The following is a 17,320-nucleotide window of genomic DNA, read 5'->3' on the forward strand; positions in this document are numbered from 1 at the left end:
CGACGGTAGCCGCCATGCGTGGTTTGAGAAGCGCCGCGCACCATGTTCGGTTCTGGTTTTCATCGACGATGCCACCGGGCGCATTCTCCATTTGCACTTTTCCGAAACGGAGTGCACTGACGGCTATTTTGAGGCGCTACAGGCGTATTTGCCGCAGCACGGCAAGCCGCAGGCGTTCTATGCCGACAGGGCGTCCGTGTTCCGCTCCCCGTCTGCAAACAAACATATCCCAACGCAATTCCAGCGCGCTGCCGATGAGCTTGGCATTGAACTCATCTGTGCCAATTCACCGCAGGCAAAAGGCCGCGTCGAACGCGTCAATCGCACGTTGCAAGACCGCCTTGTCAAGCAGATGCGACTGGATGACATCAAGGATATCGACACCGCCAACAAGTGGGTCTGGCAGTTCATCAAGCGGTATAACGAGCAGTTTTCCTGCGTGGCGCGCAGCCAGCTCGACATGCACATTCCGCTGCGTCCTGCCGAAGACCTAAAGCGCATCCTGTCGATCCGGGATACCCGTAAGCTTAGCAACAAGCTGACGCTACAGCATAACCAGCAGCAGTACATCCTCCAGGATGAGCCATGGCTGCGTACCATGATCGGCCAACCGATTGCCATCCACAGCTACCGCGATGGCCAGGTCGAATTACGCGCCAATGGCGTGACCGTGCAGTATTCCACGCTGCAGCTTCTCAAGCGATCCAAGCGCACTCTCGTGGATGACAAATCCCTGCATCACTGTGTCGACGAACTAACGGCAGCGGCGCCCCGGCGCGTACGTCCGTATCGCGAAAACCAGACTCAGGCGATGGTGTCAACAGGCGTCGTCGCAGCAAAGAAAATGTCCGCTCAAAAGCGCGTTAGCTCGCGCTAACCTGGGCAACCAAGCGGACATTTCAACTTTGCCAGAAGCGGACATTTCAACTTTGCCTTTACAGGGTGGGCGGGTCCCCCGCCCACCCTACAGTTAACGGCTGCTTGCGACTTTGGTTTCTGTTGGTGCAAACATCCACAGCAGCGCCTCGCGCAGTTCCCCCGCCCAGAACGCCTCGTTGTGCTCCGCCTCCGGCACGATCTTCAGCACTGTGCCGGACGCCGGATGCCCGGTCTTCTGCACCACCTGCGCCATGCGCTTGACGTCCGACACCATTTGCGGACCTTCCTTCTCGCCCATCAGCATGAATACGCGTGCATCCTTCGGCACCGGCTTTTGCGCCACGAAATCGAATGCCGGCTGCGCCGTCCAGTAAGCCGGCGAGAACACGCCTGCCTTGCTGAAAACGTTCGGATACTGCACCAGGGCATAGTGCGAGGCCAGGCCGCCCATCGAGCTGCCCATGATGGCCGTATGTTCGCGGCCCGGCAGGGTGCGGTACTTCCCGTCGACCATCGGCTTGACGGTCTTGACGATGAAGTCCGTGTAGTCGCGGCCTTCGCCCTTGCCGAACCGCTCGTGGTCCCAGGCATTCAGCTCCGTCATGCGTTTTTCCTGGCCGTTGTCGATACCGACCACGATCATTTCCAGCTTGCCTTCCCTGGCAAGCGCGTCGAGCGTCTCGTCCACCTTCCATTCGCCGGCATAGGCCGTGGCCTCGTCGAACAGGTTTTGGCCGTCGTGCATGTAGAGCACCGGATAGCGCTTGCCGGAAGTCGCATAACCCGGCGGCAGGTAGATGCGCAGCTGGCGCTCGCGCTGCAAGCCCGGCATGACGATCGGGTTGCCCAGCAGGCTCACACCCGGCAGCGCGGTCGAGGTTTTCGGCTTCTCGGCAGGTTGGTAGGCAACGGCGGCGACAGTGCCGACGACGGCCGCCAGGAGCAGGGGAAGGGCAAAGGTGCGGAACGACGGCATGCAAGGGTCTCCTTGGTCAATTCTTCTGTTGTTTGACTACAGAGTCGCCGTTTCGGGACAGCTCTGTTGTGGCGATTCTACTATGAGAGCTCTTCGATTGACACTTAGAAATCGCCATGTTATTTTGCTACAACTATCTGTAGGTTAGGCTCATCCGGGCTGCCTGCATCACACGAGAGCCCGCCAGGTCCGGGCCATTTTGGGGACACACATGGATATGCACACCGGCGTGCTCAAGCCGCGCCTGTCGTTCTGGCAGCTCTGGAACATGAGCTTCGGCTTCTTCGGCATCCAGTTCGGCTTCGCGCTGCAGAACGTCAATACCAGCCGCATCTTCTCGACGCTCGGCGCCAACCCCGACGAGCTGGCTCTGTTCTGGCTCGCCGCGCCGGTGACCGGCCTGCTGGTGCAGCCCGTGATCGGCTACCTGAGCGACAACACCTGGCACCCGAAATGGGGCCGCCGCCGTCCCTTCTTCTTCCTCGGCGCCCTGCTGGCTGCCATCGCGCTGTTCCTGATGCCGAACTCCAGCGTCCTGTGGATGGCCGTGGCCGTGGTGTGGATGATGGATGCAGCCATCAACATGTCGATGGAACCGTTCCGGGCGTTTGTCGGCGATAAGCTGGATCCCTCGCAGCAGACTGCCGGCTATGCGATGCAGACCTTCTTCATCGGCTGCGGCGCAGTGATCGCATCGCTCCTCCCGGCCTTCTTCGAATCGATGGGCGTGTCCAACGAAGCGGCCGGCGGCACGATCCCGGACACCGTGCGCTACGCGTTCTATGCCGGTGGCGCCGTCTTCTTCCTGGCCGTGCTCTGGACCGTCGTCACCGTCGAGGAAACGCCTCCCACGGACCTGGAGAGCTTCAGGGCCGAACGCAAGCAGTCGCGTGGTATGGGCGTGGCCCTGAAGGAGATCGTCGGCGGTTTCACCAAGATGCCGAAAACCATGGTGCAGCTGGCCTTCGTGCAGTTCTTCACCTGGATCGCCTTGTTCGCGATGTGGATCTACACCGGATCGGCGATCGCCGACAACGTGTACGGCACGACCGATGCCCAGTCTTCCGGGTACCAGGCTGCCGGCAACTTCGTGGGCATCATGTTCGCGGTGTACAACGGCGTCTCGGCGCTGGCCGCCTTCATCCTGCCGGTCTTTGCCCGCGCCACCAGCCGCAAGGCTGTGCACGCCACCTGCCTGGCGATCGGCGGCCTGAGCCTGGCCAGCATCTACCTGATCACCGACCGCGACATGCTGATGCTGCCAATGATCGGCGTCGGCCTGGCCTGGGCCTCGATCCTGACCATGCCCTACGCGATCCTGGCGGGCTCGCTGCCGGCCAAGCGCATGGGCTACTTCATGGGCCTGTTCAATTTCTTCGTCACGCTTCCGCAAATCTGCAGCGGCCTGCTGCTGGGTGCCGCCATCAAACACCTCTTCGATGGGCGCACCGTGCTGACCCTGGTCCTGGGCGGCGCCAGCATGCTGCTCGCGGCCGTGCTGACCCTGTTCGTGACCGACCGTGCGGCCCACGTGAAAGACGCCGTCTGAGCTGCGCGCGCCAATGATTTCGCGCCTGTCGTATCGTAACGTTTTATCAACATTGCCAAACTGTGGCGATATTGCACGACGTTATTACGACAGGAGCGAAGCATGACCACCCAGATCGTCCCGACCACGCCGTTCGCCGGACAACGGCCCGGCACCTCGGGCCTGCGCAAGAAGGTGACCGAATTCCAGCAGGCGGGCTACCTCGAGAATTTTGTCGAAGCCATCTTCCTGACCGTCGGCCGGGGTGAAGGGCGCACCCTGGTCGTCGGCGGCGACGGCCGCTATTTCAACCGCGAAGCGATCCAGACGATCCTGCGCATGGCCGCCGCCCACGGCGTGGCGCGCTGCCTGGTGGGACGCGGCGGCATCCTGTCCACCCCGGCGGTCAGCTGCGTGATCCGCAAGCACGCGGCGTTTGGTGGCATCGTGCTCTCGGCCAGCCACAATCCGGGCGGCCCGGACGGCGACTTCGGCATCAAGTACAACATCGGGAACGGCGGCCCGGCGCCCGAGAAGATCACCGAAGCGATCTTCGCCAACACCCAGTCCCTGCACGCCTACGCCATCAGCGACGCCGGCCCGGTCGACCTCGACCAGCTGGGCCGCACCCAGCTCGACGGCATGGTGGTGGAGGTGATCGACCCGGTGGCCGACTACGGCGAGCTGATGGCGCGCCTGTTCGACTTCGACGCGATCCGCAGCCTGTTTGCCAGCGGCTTCCGCATGCGCTTCGACGCCATGCACGCGGTGTCCGGTCCCTACGCGAAAGCCATCATCGAAGGCATGCTGGGCGCCCCTGCCGGCACGGTGGTCAACGGCGACCCGCTGGAAGACTTCGGCGGCGGCCACCCGGACCCGAACCCCGTCAATGCGGCCGAGCTGATCGCCCACATGGACGGCCCGGATGCGCCCGACTTCGGCTCCGCCTCGGACGGCGACGGCGACCGCAACATGATCGTCGGCCGGCACCTGGCGGTGACGCCCTCGGACAGCCTGGCCATCATCGCCGCCAACGCCACCGTGGCGCCCGGCTACGCCAAGGGCGTCGCCGGCATCGCGCGTTCGATGCCCACCTCGCAGGCGGCCGACCGCGTCGCGCAAAGCCTCGGCATTCCCTGCTTCGAGACCCCGACCGGCTGGAAGTATTTCGGCAACCTGATGGATGCTGGCCTGGTGACCCTGTGCGGCGAAGAGAGCTACGGCACCGGCTCCGACCACGTCCGCGAAAAGGATGGCCTGTGGGCCGTGCTGTTCTGGCTGAACCTGCTGGCGGCGCGCAAGGATGCCGGCAAGCCCTCGGTGAACGAGATCGTGCGCGCGCACTGGGCGCGCTTCGGCCGCAACTATTATTCGCGCCACGACTACGAGGCGGTCGACGCCGCCGCCGCCGACGCACTGATGGCCTCCCTGCGCGCGAAATTGCCCGACCTGGCCGGCCAGGCGCTGGGCAGCTTCCGCGTGGCCGAGGCCGACGACTTCGTCTATAAAGACCCGGTCGACGGCTCCGTGGCGACGCGCCAGGGCATCCGCATCATCATGGCGGACGGCTCGCGCATCGTGTTCCGCCTGTCCGGCACCGGCACCGAGGGCGCCACCATCCGCCTCTACCTCGAACGCTTCGAGGCCGACCCGGCGCGCCACGCGCTCGACACCCAGCAGGCCTTGTCCGAACTGATCGCCCTCGCCGACAGCGTGGCGGAACTGCGCCTGCGCACCGGCCGGGAGCAGCCGACCGTGATTACTTGATTTACCCACCCACACAGGAACCCGCATGAAACTTTCCGTCCTTGCCGCCTCCCTGCTGCTCGCCTCCAGCGCTGCGGCAGCAGCACCCGCCGCCGCCCAGGCCGCCAAGCCTTTCGTCTGGGAGAACGCCACCGTCTACTTCCTGCTGACGGACCGCTTCCACAATGGCGACAAGACGAACGACCTGGCCTACGGCCGCAAGGCGGATGCAGCCAAGCTGCGGGGTTTCATGGGCGGCGACCTGGCCGGCATCACGGCCAGGATCAAGGAGGGCTACTTCAAGGAGCTGGGCGTGAACGCCATCTGGCTCACGCCCCCGGTCGAGCAGATCCACGCCCCGACCGACGAAGGCACCGGGCTGTCCTACGGCTTCCACGGCTACTGGGCCAAGGACTTCACCGCGGTGGACGCCAACCTGGGCACCGAGCAGGACTTCCGCAACTTTGTCGAGACCGCGCACGCGAACGGCATCCGGGTGGTCCTCGACGTGGTGATGAACCACACCGGCCCGGTGACGGCGCGCGATCCGGTGTGGCCCGCCGACTGGGTGCGCACCAAGCCGAAGTGCACCTACAAGGACGTGCCGACCACGGTCGACTGCACCCTGGTGGACAACCTGCCCGACATCCTCACCAACAGCAATGCCAACGTGGCGCTGCCGCCGGCGCTGGTGGCGAAGTGGAAGAAGGAAGGGCGCTACGAGCGCGAGGTGAAGGAACTGGACGCCTTCTTCAAGCGCACCGGCTATCCGCGTGCGCCGCGCTACTATCTCATCAAGTGGCATGCCGACTGGGTGCGCAAGTACGGCATCGACGCCTTCCGCGCCGACACGGTCAAGCACACCGAGCCGGGCGTATGGAAAGAGCTGAAGAAAGAAGCCAGCCTGGCCTACGAAGAATGGAAGCGCGCCAACCCGGCCAAGCGCCTCGGCGACCTGCCGTTCTTCATGACCTCGGAAGTCTATAACTATTCGATCAACCACGGCCACAGCTTCGACATGGGCGGTGGCGTCAAGGTCGACTGGCTGGCCAACGGCTTCGACAGCATGATCAACTTCAGCATGAAGTCCGATGCCGCCCAGAACTACGAGAAGCTGTTCTCGGATTACTCCAAGGCGCTGCAGGGCCCGATGAAGGGCTATTCGGTGCTGAACTACGTCAGCTCGCACGACGACGGCAGCCCCTTCGACCCGGCGCGCCAGCGCCCGTTCGAGTCGGCCAACAAGCTGATGCTGGCCCCTGGCTCGGCCCAGATCTACTACGGCGACGAGACCGCGCGGCGGCTGGACATCGAGGGCGCGGAAGGCGACGCCAAACTGCGCTCCTACATGAACTGGGACGAGCTGGCGGCCAACGCGCAGCGCGGCGCCTACCGCGTGGCCGAGGTGCGCGAGCACTGGGCCAGACTGGGGCGCTTCCGCGCCGCCCACCCCGCCGTGGGCGCGGGCGTGCACCAGATGATCGCCTCCAGCCCGTACACCTTCAAGCGCACCTGGCAGAAGGACGGCGCCAGCGACCGCGTCGTGGTGGCGCTCGACTTGCCGAACGACAAGGCCGTGCCGATTTCCGTGGCGGGCGTGTTCAACGACGGCCAGACGGTGCGCGACTGGTACACGGGCAAGACGGCGGTCGTCAGCGGCGGCAAGGTGCAGTTCGCCTCGCCGGCGCCGGTCGCGTTGATCGCGCAGGACTGATTCGTCCGGCAATCAGGCCGCCGCGGCCATACCGTGCGCGGCGTGGCTCCCTTTACAATGACGGTTCAAGATGATCGAACTGAGCGCCGGCAGCTGCGCGTTTGCGCGTCTGCCGGGCGGGAGCCCACATGAACGATAGCGGACACATGTCCTGGAAACCCGAGGACGGCCAGGCCCTGCAGGCGCTGCTGCTGCAAAAGACGCACCAGTACGGCGTGATCTTCTATGACGGCGAGCTGCGGATCACCGGCTGGAACGCCGGCGCCGAGTTCATCACCGGCTGGAGCGCCGCCGAAGTGCGGGGCCAGCCCACTGCCATGTTGTTCATCCAGGAAGACCGCGAAAAAAAGCTCCACGAGCATGAAGCGAACACGGCCGCGCTGGTCGGCGCGGGCGAGGACGAACGCTGGCACCTGCGGCGGGACGGTTCCTGGTTCTGGTCGAGCGGTATCAGCCTGCCGCTGCACCGCGATGGCGAGCGTGTCACTGGCTATGTCAAGATCTTCCGCGACGCCACCCATTTGCGCGTACGCACGCGCTACCTCGAGAACGAACTGAAGGAACACGCCGAGCGCGATGCGGAACGCGAGGTATTCCTCGGGACGATCGCGCACGAGATGCGCAATCCGCTTTCACCGCTCAAGACGGCCGTGCAGCTGATGCGCATGCAGGCAGCCAATCCAGAGCAGCTGGCCAGGCCGCTGCAGGTGATGGAGCGCCAGCTCGGCCTGCTCGAGCGCCTGGTCGAAGACCTGGTCGACATCACCCGCGTCCATGCCGGCAAGATGAATATCACCTACGAGCGCGTGGAATACCAGGCGATGCTGCACGAGGCCGTGGACAGCTGCGCCACCGCAGCGCAGTTCAAGGGCATCGCCATTCACCGCGGCTTTCCGACCGTGCCGATCGAAGTCGAAGCAGACACCCGCCGCATGCAGCAGGTGATCGTCAACCTGCTCAACAACGCGATCAAGTTCACGCCGCACGGCGGGCACGTGTGGGTCACGGCGACGGTCGACCAGACCCATTTCATCTGCTACGTCAAGGATAACGGCCAGGGCATCGAGCCCGAGCTGCTGCCGAAGATCTTCGACGTGTTTACCCAGGCCGAAAGCGGGCGCGCCGATCGCGGCGCCGGGCTCGGCATCGGCCTGGCGGTCGTCAAGGAAATCGTTTCCCTCCACCTGGGAACGGTGGAGGTGCGCAGCGAAGGCCCCGGCAAGGGCAGCGAGTTCACGATCCGCATTCCCTTGCGCCGGCCCGATGCCGAACAGGGCGAGCGCGAGCGCCTGGAACAGCCCGAAAGGCCGGGCAGGCCTTGAGCCAGGCGTGAGCCTCGCGTCATGCGTTTCCGCTAGACTGGCCGTTCCGTCAACCAGCCTGTCGATCCCCATGACCGTACTGACACCTTTACATGGCGCACTGCTGTGCGCCGCGCTGGCCGTCGCGCTCCCTGCCGGAGCACAGGCAGCACAGCCGGCTGCCGAACCGGCCTACGGCCCCGAGCTGGAAGGCTTCGACTATCCCTATCCGGTGCAGCGCTTCGCCTTCACTTCGCAGGGCGTGAAGCTGCAGATGGCCTACATGGACGTCAAGCCGGCGCAGCCGAATGGCCGCACGGTGGTGCTCATGCATGGCAAGAACTTCTGCGGCGCGACGTGGGAAGACAGCATCAGGGAACTGAGCGCGGCCGGCTACCGGGTGGTGGCGCCCGACCAGGCGGGCTTCTGCAAGTCCACCAAGCCGGCCCACTACCAGTACAGCTTCCAGCAGCTGGCCGCCAACACGCGCGCACTGCTCGATGCGATCGGCGTGAAGAAGGCCATCGTCATGGGCCATTCGACCGGCGGCATGCTGGCGGTGCGCTACGGGTTGATGTACCCACAGCAATCCGAACAGCTGGTGCTGGTCAACCCGATCGGCCTGGAAGACTGGAAGGCGCTCGGCGTCCCCTCGCTGGGCGTGGACAAGTGGTACGCGCGCGAGTTGCAGACCACGGCCGAGCGCATCCGCAATTACGAGAAATCGACCTATTACGTGAACACCTGGAAGCCGGAATACGAGCCCTGGGTGCAGATGCTGGCCGGGATGTACCGCGGACCGGGCAAGCAGATCGTGGCCTGGAATTCGGCGCTGCTCTACGACATGATCTATACCCAGCCGGTCGTGTACGAATTCCCGCTCCTGCAGATGCCGGTGCTGCTCCTGATCGGCCTGAAGGACAGCACTGCGATCGGCAAGGATGCGGCGCCGGAGGCCGTGCGGCCGACGCTCGGCAACTATCCGGTGCTGGCGCGGCAGGCCGCGCGCAGCATCCCGAAGGCGACCCTGGTGAGCTTCCCGGACATGGGCCACGCGCCGCAGATGCAGGATCCGGCCCGCTTCCACCGGGAGCTGTTGAAGGGCCTGGTGAAATAATCCGCGTTTTTTTGTCATTCGTTCAATGGTATGCTAGCGCGATCCGCTACAAGCGTCCTGCAGCCGTGAACCGCAATGACCGTTGAACCCGAAACCGACCTGAAACCTTCCCGCGCCGCATTTGCCGACGGTCCGCGCCTGCTGGCGGACATCGGCGCCACCCATGCGCGCCTCGGCCTCGAGACCGCGCCCGGCGTGCTGCGCCAGGTAGCGGTGCTGCACTGCGACGACTACGACGGCATCGTGCCGCTGCTGCACGCCTACCTGGCCCAGGCCGGTGGGGTGCGCATCAACCACGCCGCCTTTGCCCTGGCCAACCCGATCAGCGGCGACTACATCCGCATGACCAACCGCGACTGGGAGTTCTCCACCGACGAGGTGCGCCGCGCGCTCGGCCTGTCGACCCTCCTGATCGTCAACGACTTCACGGCACTGGCGATGGCGCTGCCGGGCTTCGCGCCGAAGGACCTGCTGCAGGTCGGCGGCGGCGCGCCCCAAAGCCATGCGGTGGCCGGCGTGTTGGGGCCGGGCACAGGCCTGGGCGTGTCGGGCGTGATCCCGACCATCGACGGCTTCGTGACGCTGGGCAGCGAGGGCGGCCACGTGAACTTCGCGCCGGCCGACGAGCGCGAGTTCGCGATCCTGCAATACGCCTGGAAGGAGTGGCCGCACGTCTCGAACGAGCGCCTGATCTCCGGTCCCGGCATCGAGCTGATGTACCGCGCGCTGGCCAAACGCAATGGCGTGGCGGCCCTGCCGCGCAGCACCGCCGACATCGTCAGCGGCGCGCTGGACGATGGCGATGCGCTATGCCTCGAAACGCTCGAGGTCTTCGCCGGCATGCTGGGCGGCGCGGCCGCCAACCTGGCGGTGACGCTGGGCGCCTTTGGCGGCATCTTCATCGGCGGCGGCATCGTGCCGCGCATCGCCGAGTGGTTCGCGACGTCCCCCTTCCGCGCCCGCTTCGAGGCGAAAGGGCGCTTTACCGACTATATCGCGCAGATCCCGACCTACGTCATCATGACGCCCAACCCGGCGCTGTACGGCGTGTCGCGCATCCTGTCCGAGCACCTGCGCGGCCGCAGCGGCGCCAATACCCTGATGGACCGCGTGCAGCAGCTGCGCCATGAACTCTCGCCGGCCGAGCAGCGCGTCGCCGCCCTGGTGCTGGAGCACCCGCGCAAGCTGCTGTCCGAACCGATCGCCGAGATCGCGCGCCTGGCGGACGTGAGTCAGCCCACCGTGATCCGCTTCTGCCGCTCGCTCGGCTTCCAGGGCCTGGCCGAATTCAAGCTCAAGTTCGCCGGCAGCCTGACCGGCACCATTCCCGTGCGCCACAGCCAGGTGCGCATGAGCGACAGCACCCACGACCTGTCGGCCAAGGTGATCGACAACACGGTGTCGGCGATCCTGAAGTTCCGCGACCAGCTGGACGTGCATGCGATCGACCGCGCCATCGAACTGCTGCGCCGTGCCCGCCGCGTCGAGTTCTACGCGATGGGCAATGCGCGCGCGGTGGCGCTGGACGGCCAGCACAAGTTCTTCCGCTTCCGCATCCCGGCCGCGCTGTACGGCGACTCGCACCTGTTCACCCTGGCCGCCGGCCTGCTGGGACCGGGCGACGTGGTGATCGCCATTTCCACCGCCGGCCAGCTGCCGGAACTGCTCGAGGCCGTGGACACCGCGCGCGCCACCGGCGCCGACGTGATCGCCATCACCAGCAGCAAGTCGCTGCTGGCCAGGAAAGCCACGGTCTGCCTGGCGGTCGACCACAGCGAGGACAGCACGACCTTCCTGTCGATGATTTCGCGCATCCTGCAACTGCTCCTGATCGACATCATGTCGGTCGGGATCTCGCTCGGCGCGCAGGCGGAATCGGCAGGCGAGGGCGATGCGGAGCGCAGGCTGCTGATCTCGCACCTGGATATATAAGCGCCCGGCAGGGTGCAGCGACCTATTTGAGGCGCATGAACAGGACCTTGTTCGCGTCGAAATAATAGGTATCGCCTTTCGGCTTCACCAGGGCATACACATCGCCCTGGACATGTTCCAGATGCCCGCTGCGCGATTCATCCGCAATGAAGTGGACCTGCCATTCCGAATCGGGGCTGGCGCCCTGGTGTTGCCTTGCGTACTCCAGCGCAGCACTGACGACCTTGCTCATCGTTTCCTCCATGGTGTGACGCGGACGCGCTCGGATCGGCGTCGCGGCGTTCGTTCATCAATAATTTTAATCCCAGGCAACTGGATTGTCGCGCGATAACTGGTCCTTCTCCCGGATGACGCCGCCTGATAGCACCCGGCCGATCACCGCAGCATGGATGCTGTGCGCCTTCATGTACTCGACCGCCCCGCGCGTTCCGACAGCAGCCTGGAGCAGGATCGCCTGGCGTACGAACTGTTCCAGTTCAATCGGCCTGGCGCAGGGGGAGGTGGAGGTAGAAGCGCACGTCATGCGGCGCTCGCGATGCTTGGTGTCCATAAGACCTCTGCAGATGTAGAGTAGGGATATTGACCAGATTCCTGGACAGCTGCCTTCTATCGCAGCGCGATGAACAGCCGTGGAAACCGCGAGAAACGACGAGGGGTGAGCTGCTGTCCTGCCGATAAAAAAGTCCGCCACATGATCGTGGCGGACAACACGTCGGTGTACGTGAGGAGACCATGCCACGATAACGCAGCTTCATGTCAGGGCAATGACATCGCGCCGCGAATAGCCGCGAGCGCGAGCGCGGTGTCGTCGGAAAACAGTCCGTCGATACCGGTCTCCAGATAACGGCGCATCTCGGCAATCGAGCCCGCTTCGTTGCGCGCATCAGGGCCATCGCCGTTGCGAAAATCCGCCGCCAGGAAGGCATTTTCCGGGCGAAAGGTCCACGCGACAACCTGCAAGCCCGCGTCATGGGCGTCCCTGACCAGGGTGCTCGGCGCGCCGAGGCGATCATCTTTTCCGAGCGGAATCACCGCCCGGTGGATCGGTGCAAGGATGTCGGCATACGCCGCCACCTTCGTCAGCCCGCGGCGCGAGACCATCTCGCCATAGGTCAGCGCGCCGCCGGCGAGCGCCACATCGGCAGGACGCATCATGTCGGCGCGGCCACCCGCAATGACCAGTTGAGCGAGTCGAACATGGGTGGAGCGGCCCAGTGCTTCGCGCAGCTTTTTCAGATTGGCGGTTTCGAAGGATTGCACGGTCAGCGGAGCTTGCCGCGTATAGGCGTGCGCGTTCAGGGTCGCGACCAACCGGTCTTCCAGGGCCAGGCCCGCGGCGGCGGACCAGCTCGAATGCTTCAGCTCGGGAACCAGGCCGATCACGCGCCCGCGCGCCGCCGCCTCGGCAGCCACGAACTCGATGATCTCCTCGAAGCTCGGCACCTGGAACTGGCCATCGTAACGGGTGCCGCGCATCGCCGGCAGGCGCTCCCTGGCGCGCAAGGTTTTCAGTTCCGCCAGCGTGAAGTCACAGGCGAACCAGCCCTCGTGGCTCGCGCCGTCGATCTGCCTGCGCGTCTTGCGACCGGCGAACTCGGCGCGCCAGGCCACGTCGGTGGTGTCCGTGATGGCGTATTCATGACGCGCGACCAGGACGCCGTCCCGCGTGCACACCAGGTCGGGCTCGATGAAATCGGCGCCGTCCTGGATCGCCCTGGCATACGCCGCCAGCGTATGCTCGGGAAACAGGGCACTGGCGCCACGGTGGGCATACACGCGCGGCGGCGCGGCCGCGTCGCGCCTGGGGACGGGCGGCCGGGCGGCTGCGAAGGCGGGCAGGGCCGTCAGGGCCAGGCCGCGGCCCAGGCGCTGGAACAGGCGGCGGCGGCTGGCGCTTGCCGGAAGGATAATTGGCATCAGATGTCTGCCTCCGGGGTCAGGAAGCCTTTGTACGGGGGAATCAGGTAAATATCGCTGCCGCTGCCGCTGCGGGCCCGCGTTCGGCTGCAGCACGGTCTTGCGGTCGGCCAGCCTGGTCACCTTGACGATACAGGGCCTTGCCAGCATTGCCCGATTTTAGCGGAATCATTCGGCAGGAAGCGTGGTTGAGGTATGTGGAGCGTAAGCCCGGTAAATGACGAAGACGTGACATGGGTGGCCAATCGATGACCCGGGCGTGTCCGTAACGCACGATCGACAGACGCCGCCGAATTGCCCATCCCTAAGGAACGCGCAGCACAAGACAGTTCGGCTACCCTTCCAGGGCATGCACGATTCCGAGGGGAGAACGATATGTATCATGTCCGTTGCGGCACCGGGAAACCGCTGCTCCTGATACACGGCCTCGGCGGCCACTGGCAGAGCTGGGAGCCCATACTGGACCAGCTCGCCGCGACCCGCGAAGTGATCGCCCTGGACTTGCCCGGCTTCGGCCGGACACCGCGCCTGCGCGGCGAAACCTCGATCCGCAGCCTGGCCGATGCGGTCACCCGCTTTGTCCATGCCAACGGTCTGGCCGGTATCGACGCCGTGGGCAGTTCAATGGGCGCGCGCCTGGTATTGGAGCTGGCGCGTCGCGGCGGCGTCGTCGGCGGGGTGGTGTCGCTCAACCCGGGCGGTTTCTGGCAAGGATGGGAACGCCACGCTTTCTTCAGCTCGATCTACCTGTCGATCCGTTTACTGCGCCTGCTGCGCCCGGTGCTTCCTTCGCTGTGCAACACAGCCATGGGACGTGCGCTGCTGCTGGCCCAGTTCAGCGCCCGGCCGACCAGGCTCGACCCGGGCATCGTGAGCAGGGAGCTGTGCAGCTACGTGGCGGCGCCTGCCTTCGACGAACTGTTGGCTGAACTTGCCTACGGCGAAGAACAGCGGGGCGCCCCGCGCCACAGCATTGCACATCCGCTCGTGATCGGCTGGGGACGCCGCGACCGGGTCTGTTATCCGCGCCAGGCGCAGCGCGCGCTGGCTGCCTTTCCGGATGCACAGCTTCACTGGTTCGACCGCTGCGGCCATTTTCCACACTGGGATGCACCCGACGAGACGGTGCACCTGATCCGGCACGCCTTGTCCGGCCGGCGGGCGTCGCCGGTGCTGGACGGCGGTGCAGCCCTGATTCGTCCGTTCGCACAGCCGCGGAGGGTCGTCAGCGCCTAGCTTGCGCACGAATATGCGGTCTCGTACTGCGGCATCCTTCCAGGCGCGGGACCCTGATGTATGGCGTCCAGTCCTTGGCTACATATGGGTTGATTCAAATCAATACGGTGCTAGAATGGACCCACCCTGGATTTTGGAACCGTTTCCATGCATGAGTATTCCCCGCGCCGGCGCCAGCTGCTCGGCGGCGCACTGGCCCTGCCGCTGGCCGGCGTGGGCGGCAGCGCGGGCGCTGCCACCGGACGCGCCGCTGCTGGTCCGCTGCGGGTGGGCGGCCTTCCCGTCACCTGCAACCTGACCCTGCCGATCGCCTGCAAGGCCCGGGCCGCGGCCGACGGCAAGCCGGATGCGCCGTTCACCGCCTTCGAATACAACAAGTTCTCGGGCTGGCCGGAGATCAAGGAATCCCTGATGACCGGCCGCATCCAGGCAGCCTACATGCTGGCGCCGCTGGTCATGGACCTGACCGACTGGCGCATTCCGCTGAAGATCGTCTCGCTCGGCCACCGCTCGGGCGCCGTCATCATGGTGCGCACCGATTCGCCCTACCGCAAGTTTTCCGACATGCGCGGCAAGAGCATCGCCATTCCCAGCCGCTTCGCCGTGGACTACCTGTTCCTGCGCAAGATGCTGGCGCGCGAGGGCATGTCGGCCAAGGACATCGAGATCATCGAGATGGCGCCGCCCGACATGCCGGCCGCACTGTACGCCAAGGCCGTGGACGGCTACTGCACCGGCGAGCCCTTCGGGGCCGCGGCCCAGCGCGCCGGCTATGCGCGCCCGCTGTCGATGACACGCGACGAGTGGCGCAACTACATCTGCTGCGTGCTGACGGTGCGCCAGGAACTCATCGATACCAACCGCCCGCTGGTACAGGATCTGGTGAACTACGTGCAGGCGGCCGGCACCTGGCTGGATGCGGCGCCCGCCAACCGCGACAAGGCGGCGGTCATCGCGGCGAAGCGCCAGTTCTTCAACCAGGACCCCAACATCATCCGCTTCGTCATGAACAATCCCCATGATCGCGTCACCTATGGCGACCTGCGCATGCTGCGCGCCGAGTTCGACGAGCTGATGCAGCTGTCGGTGCAGGCCGGCACCCTGAAGCGCCCGGTACGCTACGAACAGTACGTGGACGAGAGCTTCGTGAAGAACATCCGGCCCGTGAAGGTGGCCTTGTGAAGACCATCCTGCTCGCCGCACTGCTTCTCGCCGCCCCCGTCCAGGCAGCGCCCGCCCTGAAATCCGGCAGCTTCTCGCCTCCGCGCCCCGCGCCCGAGATCGCCCAGCAGGCTGCCGACGGCAGCGAATTCCGCCTGTCTTCCCTGCGCGGCAAGGTGGTGGTGCTGGAATTCGGCTTCACCCATTGCCCGGCCGTGTGCCCGGCCTCGCTGGCCATGCTGGCGCAGGCGCGCCAGAAGCTGGGGCCGAACGCCGACCGGCTGCAGGTGGTGTTCGTCTCGGTCGACCCGGAACGCGACACGCCGGCGCGCCTCAAAAGCTACCTGGCCCAGTTCGACAAGGGTTTCATCGGCCTGACCGGCACCCCGGAGCAGATGGCGGTGATCCGCAAGGATTACGGCATCAGCGCCGCGCGCATGCCGGCCCCGGGCGGCCAGGCCGGGTACCAGATGGGACACTCGTCCTACCTGTACTTCATCGACAAGAAGGGCATGCTGCGGGCCCTGGCGCCCTTCGGCCGCCCGGCGGACGAGATCGTGCACGACGTGAACGTGCTGGCGGCGGAGTAGATGAAGAAACGGGCCGGCTTCGGCATGATCCTGGCGCTGCTGGCGGCGCTGGCGGCGCTGGCGGCGCTGCTGGCCTGGACGGCTTTCGCGCCCTTGCCGGTTCCGCAGGGAGGGCAGCGCGAGGAGCTGTTCGAGATCCCGAAAGGCACCTGGGAGCGCCGCATGAAGGGCGACAGGACCAGCATCCTCCCGGAGCAGATCACCCTGACCCTGGGCCTGCGCGACGTACTCCTGCTGCGCAACAGCGACACGGTGCCGCAGATGTTCGGCCCTGTGCTCATCATGCCGGGCCAGGACTTCCGCCTGCCGTTCGGGCAAGCCGGCGAGCATCCCTTCGACTGTACCGCCCACGCCAGCGGCAAGATGACGGTGCTGGTCGAGGAAGCCCCCGGCGCCGGCCTGCCGCGCCTGCGCTGGCGCCTGCACTCCTTTTTCAACAGAACCACGTAACAGCGCACAAGTCATGGAAAGACTGCACAAAATATGGCCCCCGCTGCTGGTGCTCGCAGCCATCGTCACGGTCTGGTGGGCGGCGATCGTGTACAGCGGCAGCCTGATCTTCCCATCGCCGCAACAGGTGGCGCATGGCGCGCTCGAACTGGCCCGCGACGGCACGCTCTGGCAGCATATCGTTGCCTCGCTGGTAAGGGTGGCAACCGGTTTCCTGCTGGCGCTCATGGTGGCGCTGCCGCTCGGGCTGTGGATGGGACGGGTGGACGGCGCCTACCGCACGCTCAACCCGATTTTCCAGATCATGCGCCCGATCTCGCCGATCGCCTGGATCCCGATCGCGATCCTGTGGTTCGGGGTGGGCGACGTCGCCCCGGTGTTCCTGATCTTCCTGGCCGCCGTGTTTCCGCTGATCGTGCAAACCTCGGCGGGCGTCCACGCGATCGACGGCCGCTACCTGCGCGCCGCCGAGAATTTCGGCGTGCCGCGGGCCAAGCTGTTCCGCCAGGTGATCGTGCCGGCGGTGCTGCCCGAAGTCCTGACCGGCATGCGCATCGCCCTCGGCGTGGCCTGGCTGGTGGTGGTGGCTGCCGAGATGATCGTGCGCAGCTCGGGCCTGGGTTTCCTGATCATGGACGCGCGCAATGCCGGCAACCGCTACGACCTGGTGGTGGCGGCCATGATCATCATCGGTGTCATCGGCCTGGGGCTGGACGCGCTGATGCGCCGCCTCGAAGGCCTCAAAGGGGTAAGGTGGCGCTATGGACGCTAGA

General features: G+C 65.6%; 16 protein-coding genes. 12 read left to right on the forward strand and 4 right to left on the reverse strand.

Translation table 11 applies throughout. The features are described from left to right. Positions 1–877 (forward strand): ISNCY family transposase (locus AC56KL_RS19145; RefSeq protein ID WP_497181761.1); only part of this gene is annotated, 877 nt, incomplete at its 5' end. A 93-nt stretch (positions 878–970) separates the two neighbouring features. On the opposite strand, the gene AC56KL_RS19150 is transcribed toward AC56KL_RS19145, so the two are convergent. Next, the gene (locus AC56KL_RS19150) at positions 971–1,855 is read right to left on the reverse strand and encodes an alpha/beta hydrolase (protein WP_497181762.1); all 885 of its coding nucleotides are present in this window, start codon (positions 1,853–1,855) and stop codon (positions 971–973) included. Positions 1,856–2,066: 211 nt separating this feature from the next. Here AC56KL_RS19150 and AC56KL_RS19155 point away from each other — a divergent pair, with 211 nt between their 5' ends. The 6 genes from AC56KL_RS19155 (at position 2,067) to glk (ending at position 11,193) form a co-directional block, all read left to right on the forward strand. Further along, the gene (locus tag AC56KL_RS19155) at positions 2,067–3,404 is read left to right on the forward strand and encodes an MFS transporter (RefSeq protein WP_497181763.1); all 1,338 of its coding nucleotides are present in this window, start codon (positions 2,067–2,069) and stop codon (positions 3,402–3,404) included. Between the two features lie 102 nt (positions 3,405–3,506). After that, positions 3,507–5,150 (forward strand): alpha-D-glucose phosphate-specific phosphoglucomutase, encoded by a 1,644-nt coding sequence (locus AC56KL_RS19160; protein ID WP_497181764.1) that lies wholly within the window; start codon positions 3,507–3,509, stop codon positions 5,148–5,150. A gap of 25 nt (positions 5,151–5,175) precedes the next feature. Then, positions 5,176–6,843 carry an alpha-amylase family glycosyl hydrolase gene (locus AC56KL_RS19165; RefSeq protein WP_497181765.1) on the forward strand — a complete coding sequence of 556 codons (1,668 nt, stop codon included), beginning with the start codon at positions 5,176–5,178 and terminating at the stop codon, positions 6,841–6,843. A 146-nt stretch (positions 6,844–6,989) separates the two neighbouring features. Then, a complete protein-coding gene (locus AC56KL_RS19170; protein WP_497181766.1) occupies positions 6,990–8,165 on the forward strand; it encodes a sensor histidine kinase in 1,176 nt (391 codons plus the stop codon). A 70-nt stretch (positions 8,166–8,235) separates the two neighbouring features. After that, positions 8,236–9,261, forward strand: a complete 1,026-nt coding sequence (locus AC56KL_RS19175; RefSeq protein WP_497181767.1) for an alpha/beta fold hydrolase — start codon at positions 8,236–8,238, stop codon at positions 9,259–9,261. A gap of 75 nt (positions 9,262–9,336) precedes the next feature. After that, a complete protein-coding gene (gene glk, locus AC56KL_RS19180; protein WP_497181768.1) occupies positions 9,337–11,193 on the forward strand; it encodes a glucokinase in 1,857 nt (618 codons plus the stop codon). A 22-nt stretch (positions 11,194–11,215) separates the two neighbouring features. Here the strand turns inward: glk and AC56KL_RS19185 are convergent, their stop codons facing one another. The 3 genes from AC56KL_RS19185 to AC56KL_RS19195 form a co-directional block, all read right to left on the reverse strand. Continuing rightward, positions 11,216–11,425, reverse strand: coding sequence for a hypothetical protein (locus AC56KL_RS19185; RefSeq protein WP_497181769.1), 210 nt, complete (start codon positions 11,423–11,425; stop codon positions 11,216–11,218). Between the two features lie 66 nt (positions 11,426–11,491). Next, entirely contained in the window at positions 11,492–11,743 is a 252-nt protein-coding gene (locus AC56KL_RS19190) for a hypothetical protein (protein ID WP_497181770.1), read from the reverse strand. Positions 11,744–11,949: 206 nt separating this feature from the next. Continuing rightward, a complete protein-coding gene (locus AC56KL_RS19195; protein ID WP_497181771.1) occupies positions 11,950–13,110 on the reverse strand; it encodes a glycerophosphodiester phosphodiesterase family protein in 1,161 nt (386 codons plus the stop codon). A 375-nt stretch (positions 13,111–13,485) separates the two neighbouring features. On the opposite strand from AC56KL_RS19195, the gene AC56KL_RS19200 reads away from it, so the two are divergent. From AC56KL_RS19200 to AC56KL_RS19220, 5 genes are all read left to right on the forward strand, one after another. Further along, positions 13,486–14,346 carry an alpha/beta fold hydrolase gene (locus AC56KL_RS19200; protein WP_497181772.1) on the forward strand — a complete coding sequence of 287 codons (861 nt, stop codon included), beginning with the start codon at positions 13,486–13,488 and terminating at the stop codon, positions 14,344–14,346. 147 nt (positions 14,347–14,493) lie between these two features. Next, entirely contained in the window at positions 14,494–15,528 is a 1,035-nt protein-coding gene (locus tag AC56KL_RS19205) for an ABC transporter substrate-binding protein (protein ID WP_497181773.1), read from the forward strand. Further along, positions 15,525–16,097, forward strand: coding sequence for an SCO family protein (locus AC56KL_RS19210; protein WP_497181774.1), 573 nt, complete (start codon positions 15,525–15,527; stop codon positions 16,095–16,097). Before AC56KL_RS19205 ends, AC56KL_RS19210 begins: the two co-directional genes overlap by 4 nt. Then, positions 16,098–16,547: a cupredoxin domain-containing protein gene (locus tag AC56KL_RS19215; protein ID WP_497181775.1), complete on the forward strand. Its 450-nt coding sequence runs from the start codon at positions 16,098–16,100 to the stop codon at positions 16,545–16,547. A 13-nt stretch (positions 16,548–16,560) separates the two neighbouring features. Beyond that, positions 16,561–17,319 (forward strand): ABC transporter permease, encoded by a 759-nt coding sequence (locus AC56KL_RS19220; protein ID WP_497181776.1) that lies wholly within the window; start codon positions 16,561–16,563, stop codon positions 17,317–17,319. The last annotated feature ends 1 nt before the right edge of the window (position 17,320 follow it).

It is taken from the genome of Telluria sp. ZB4P34 (assembly GCF_059686055.1).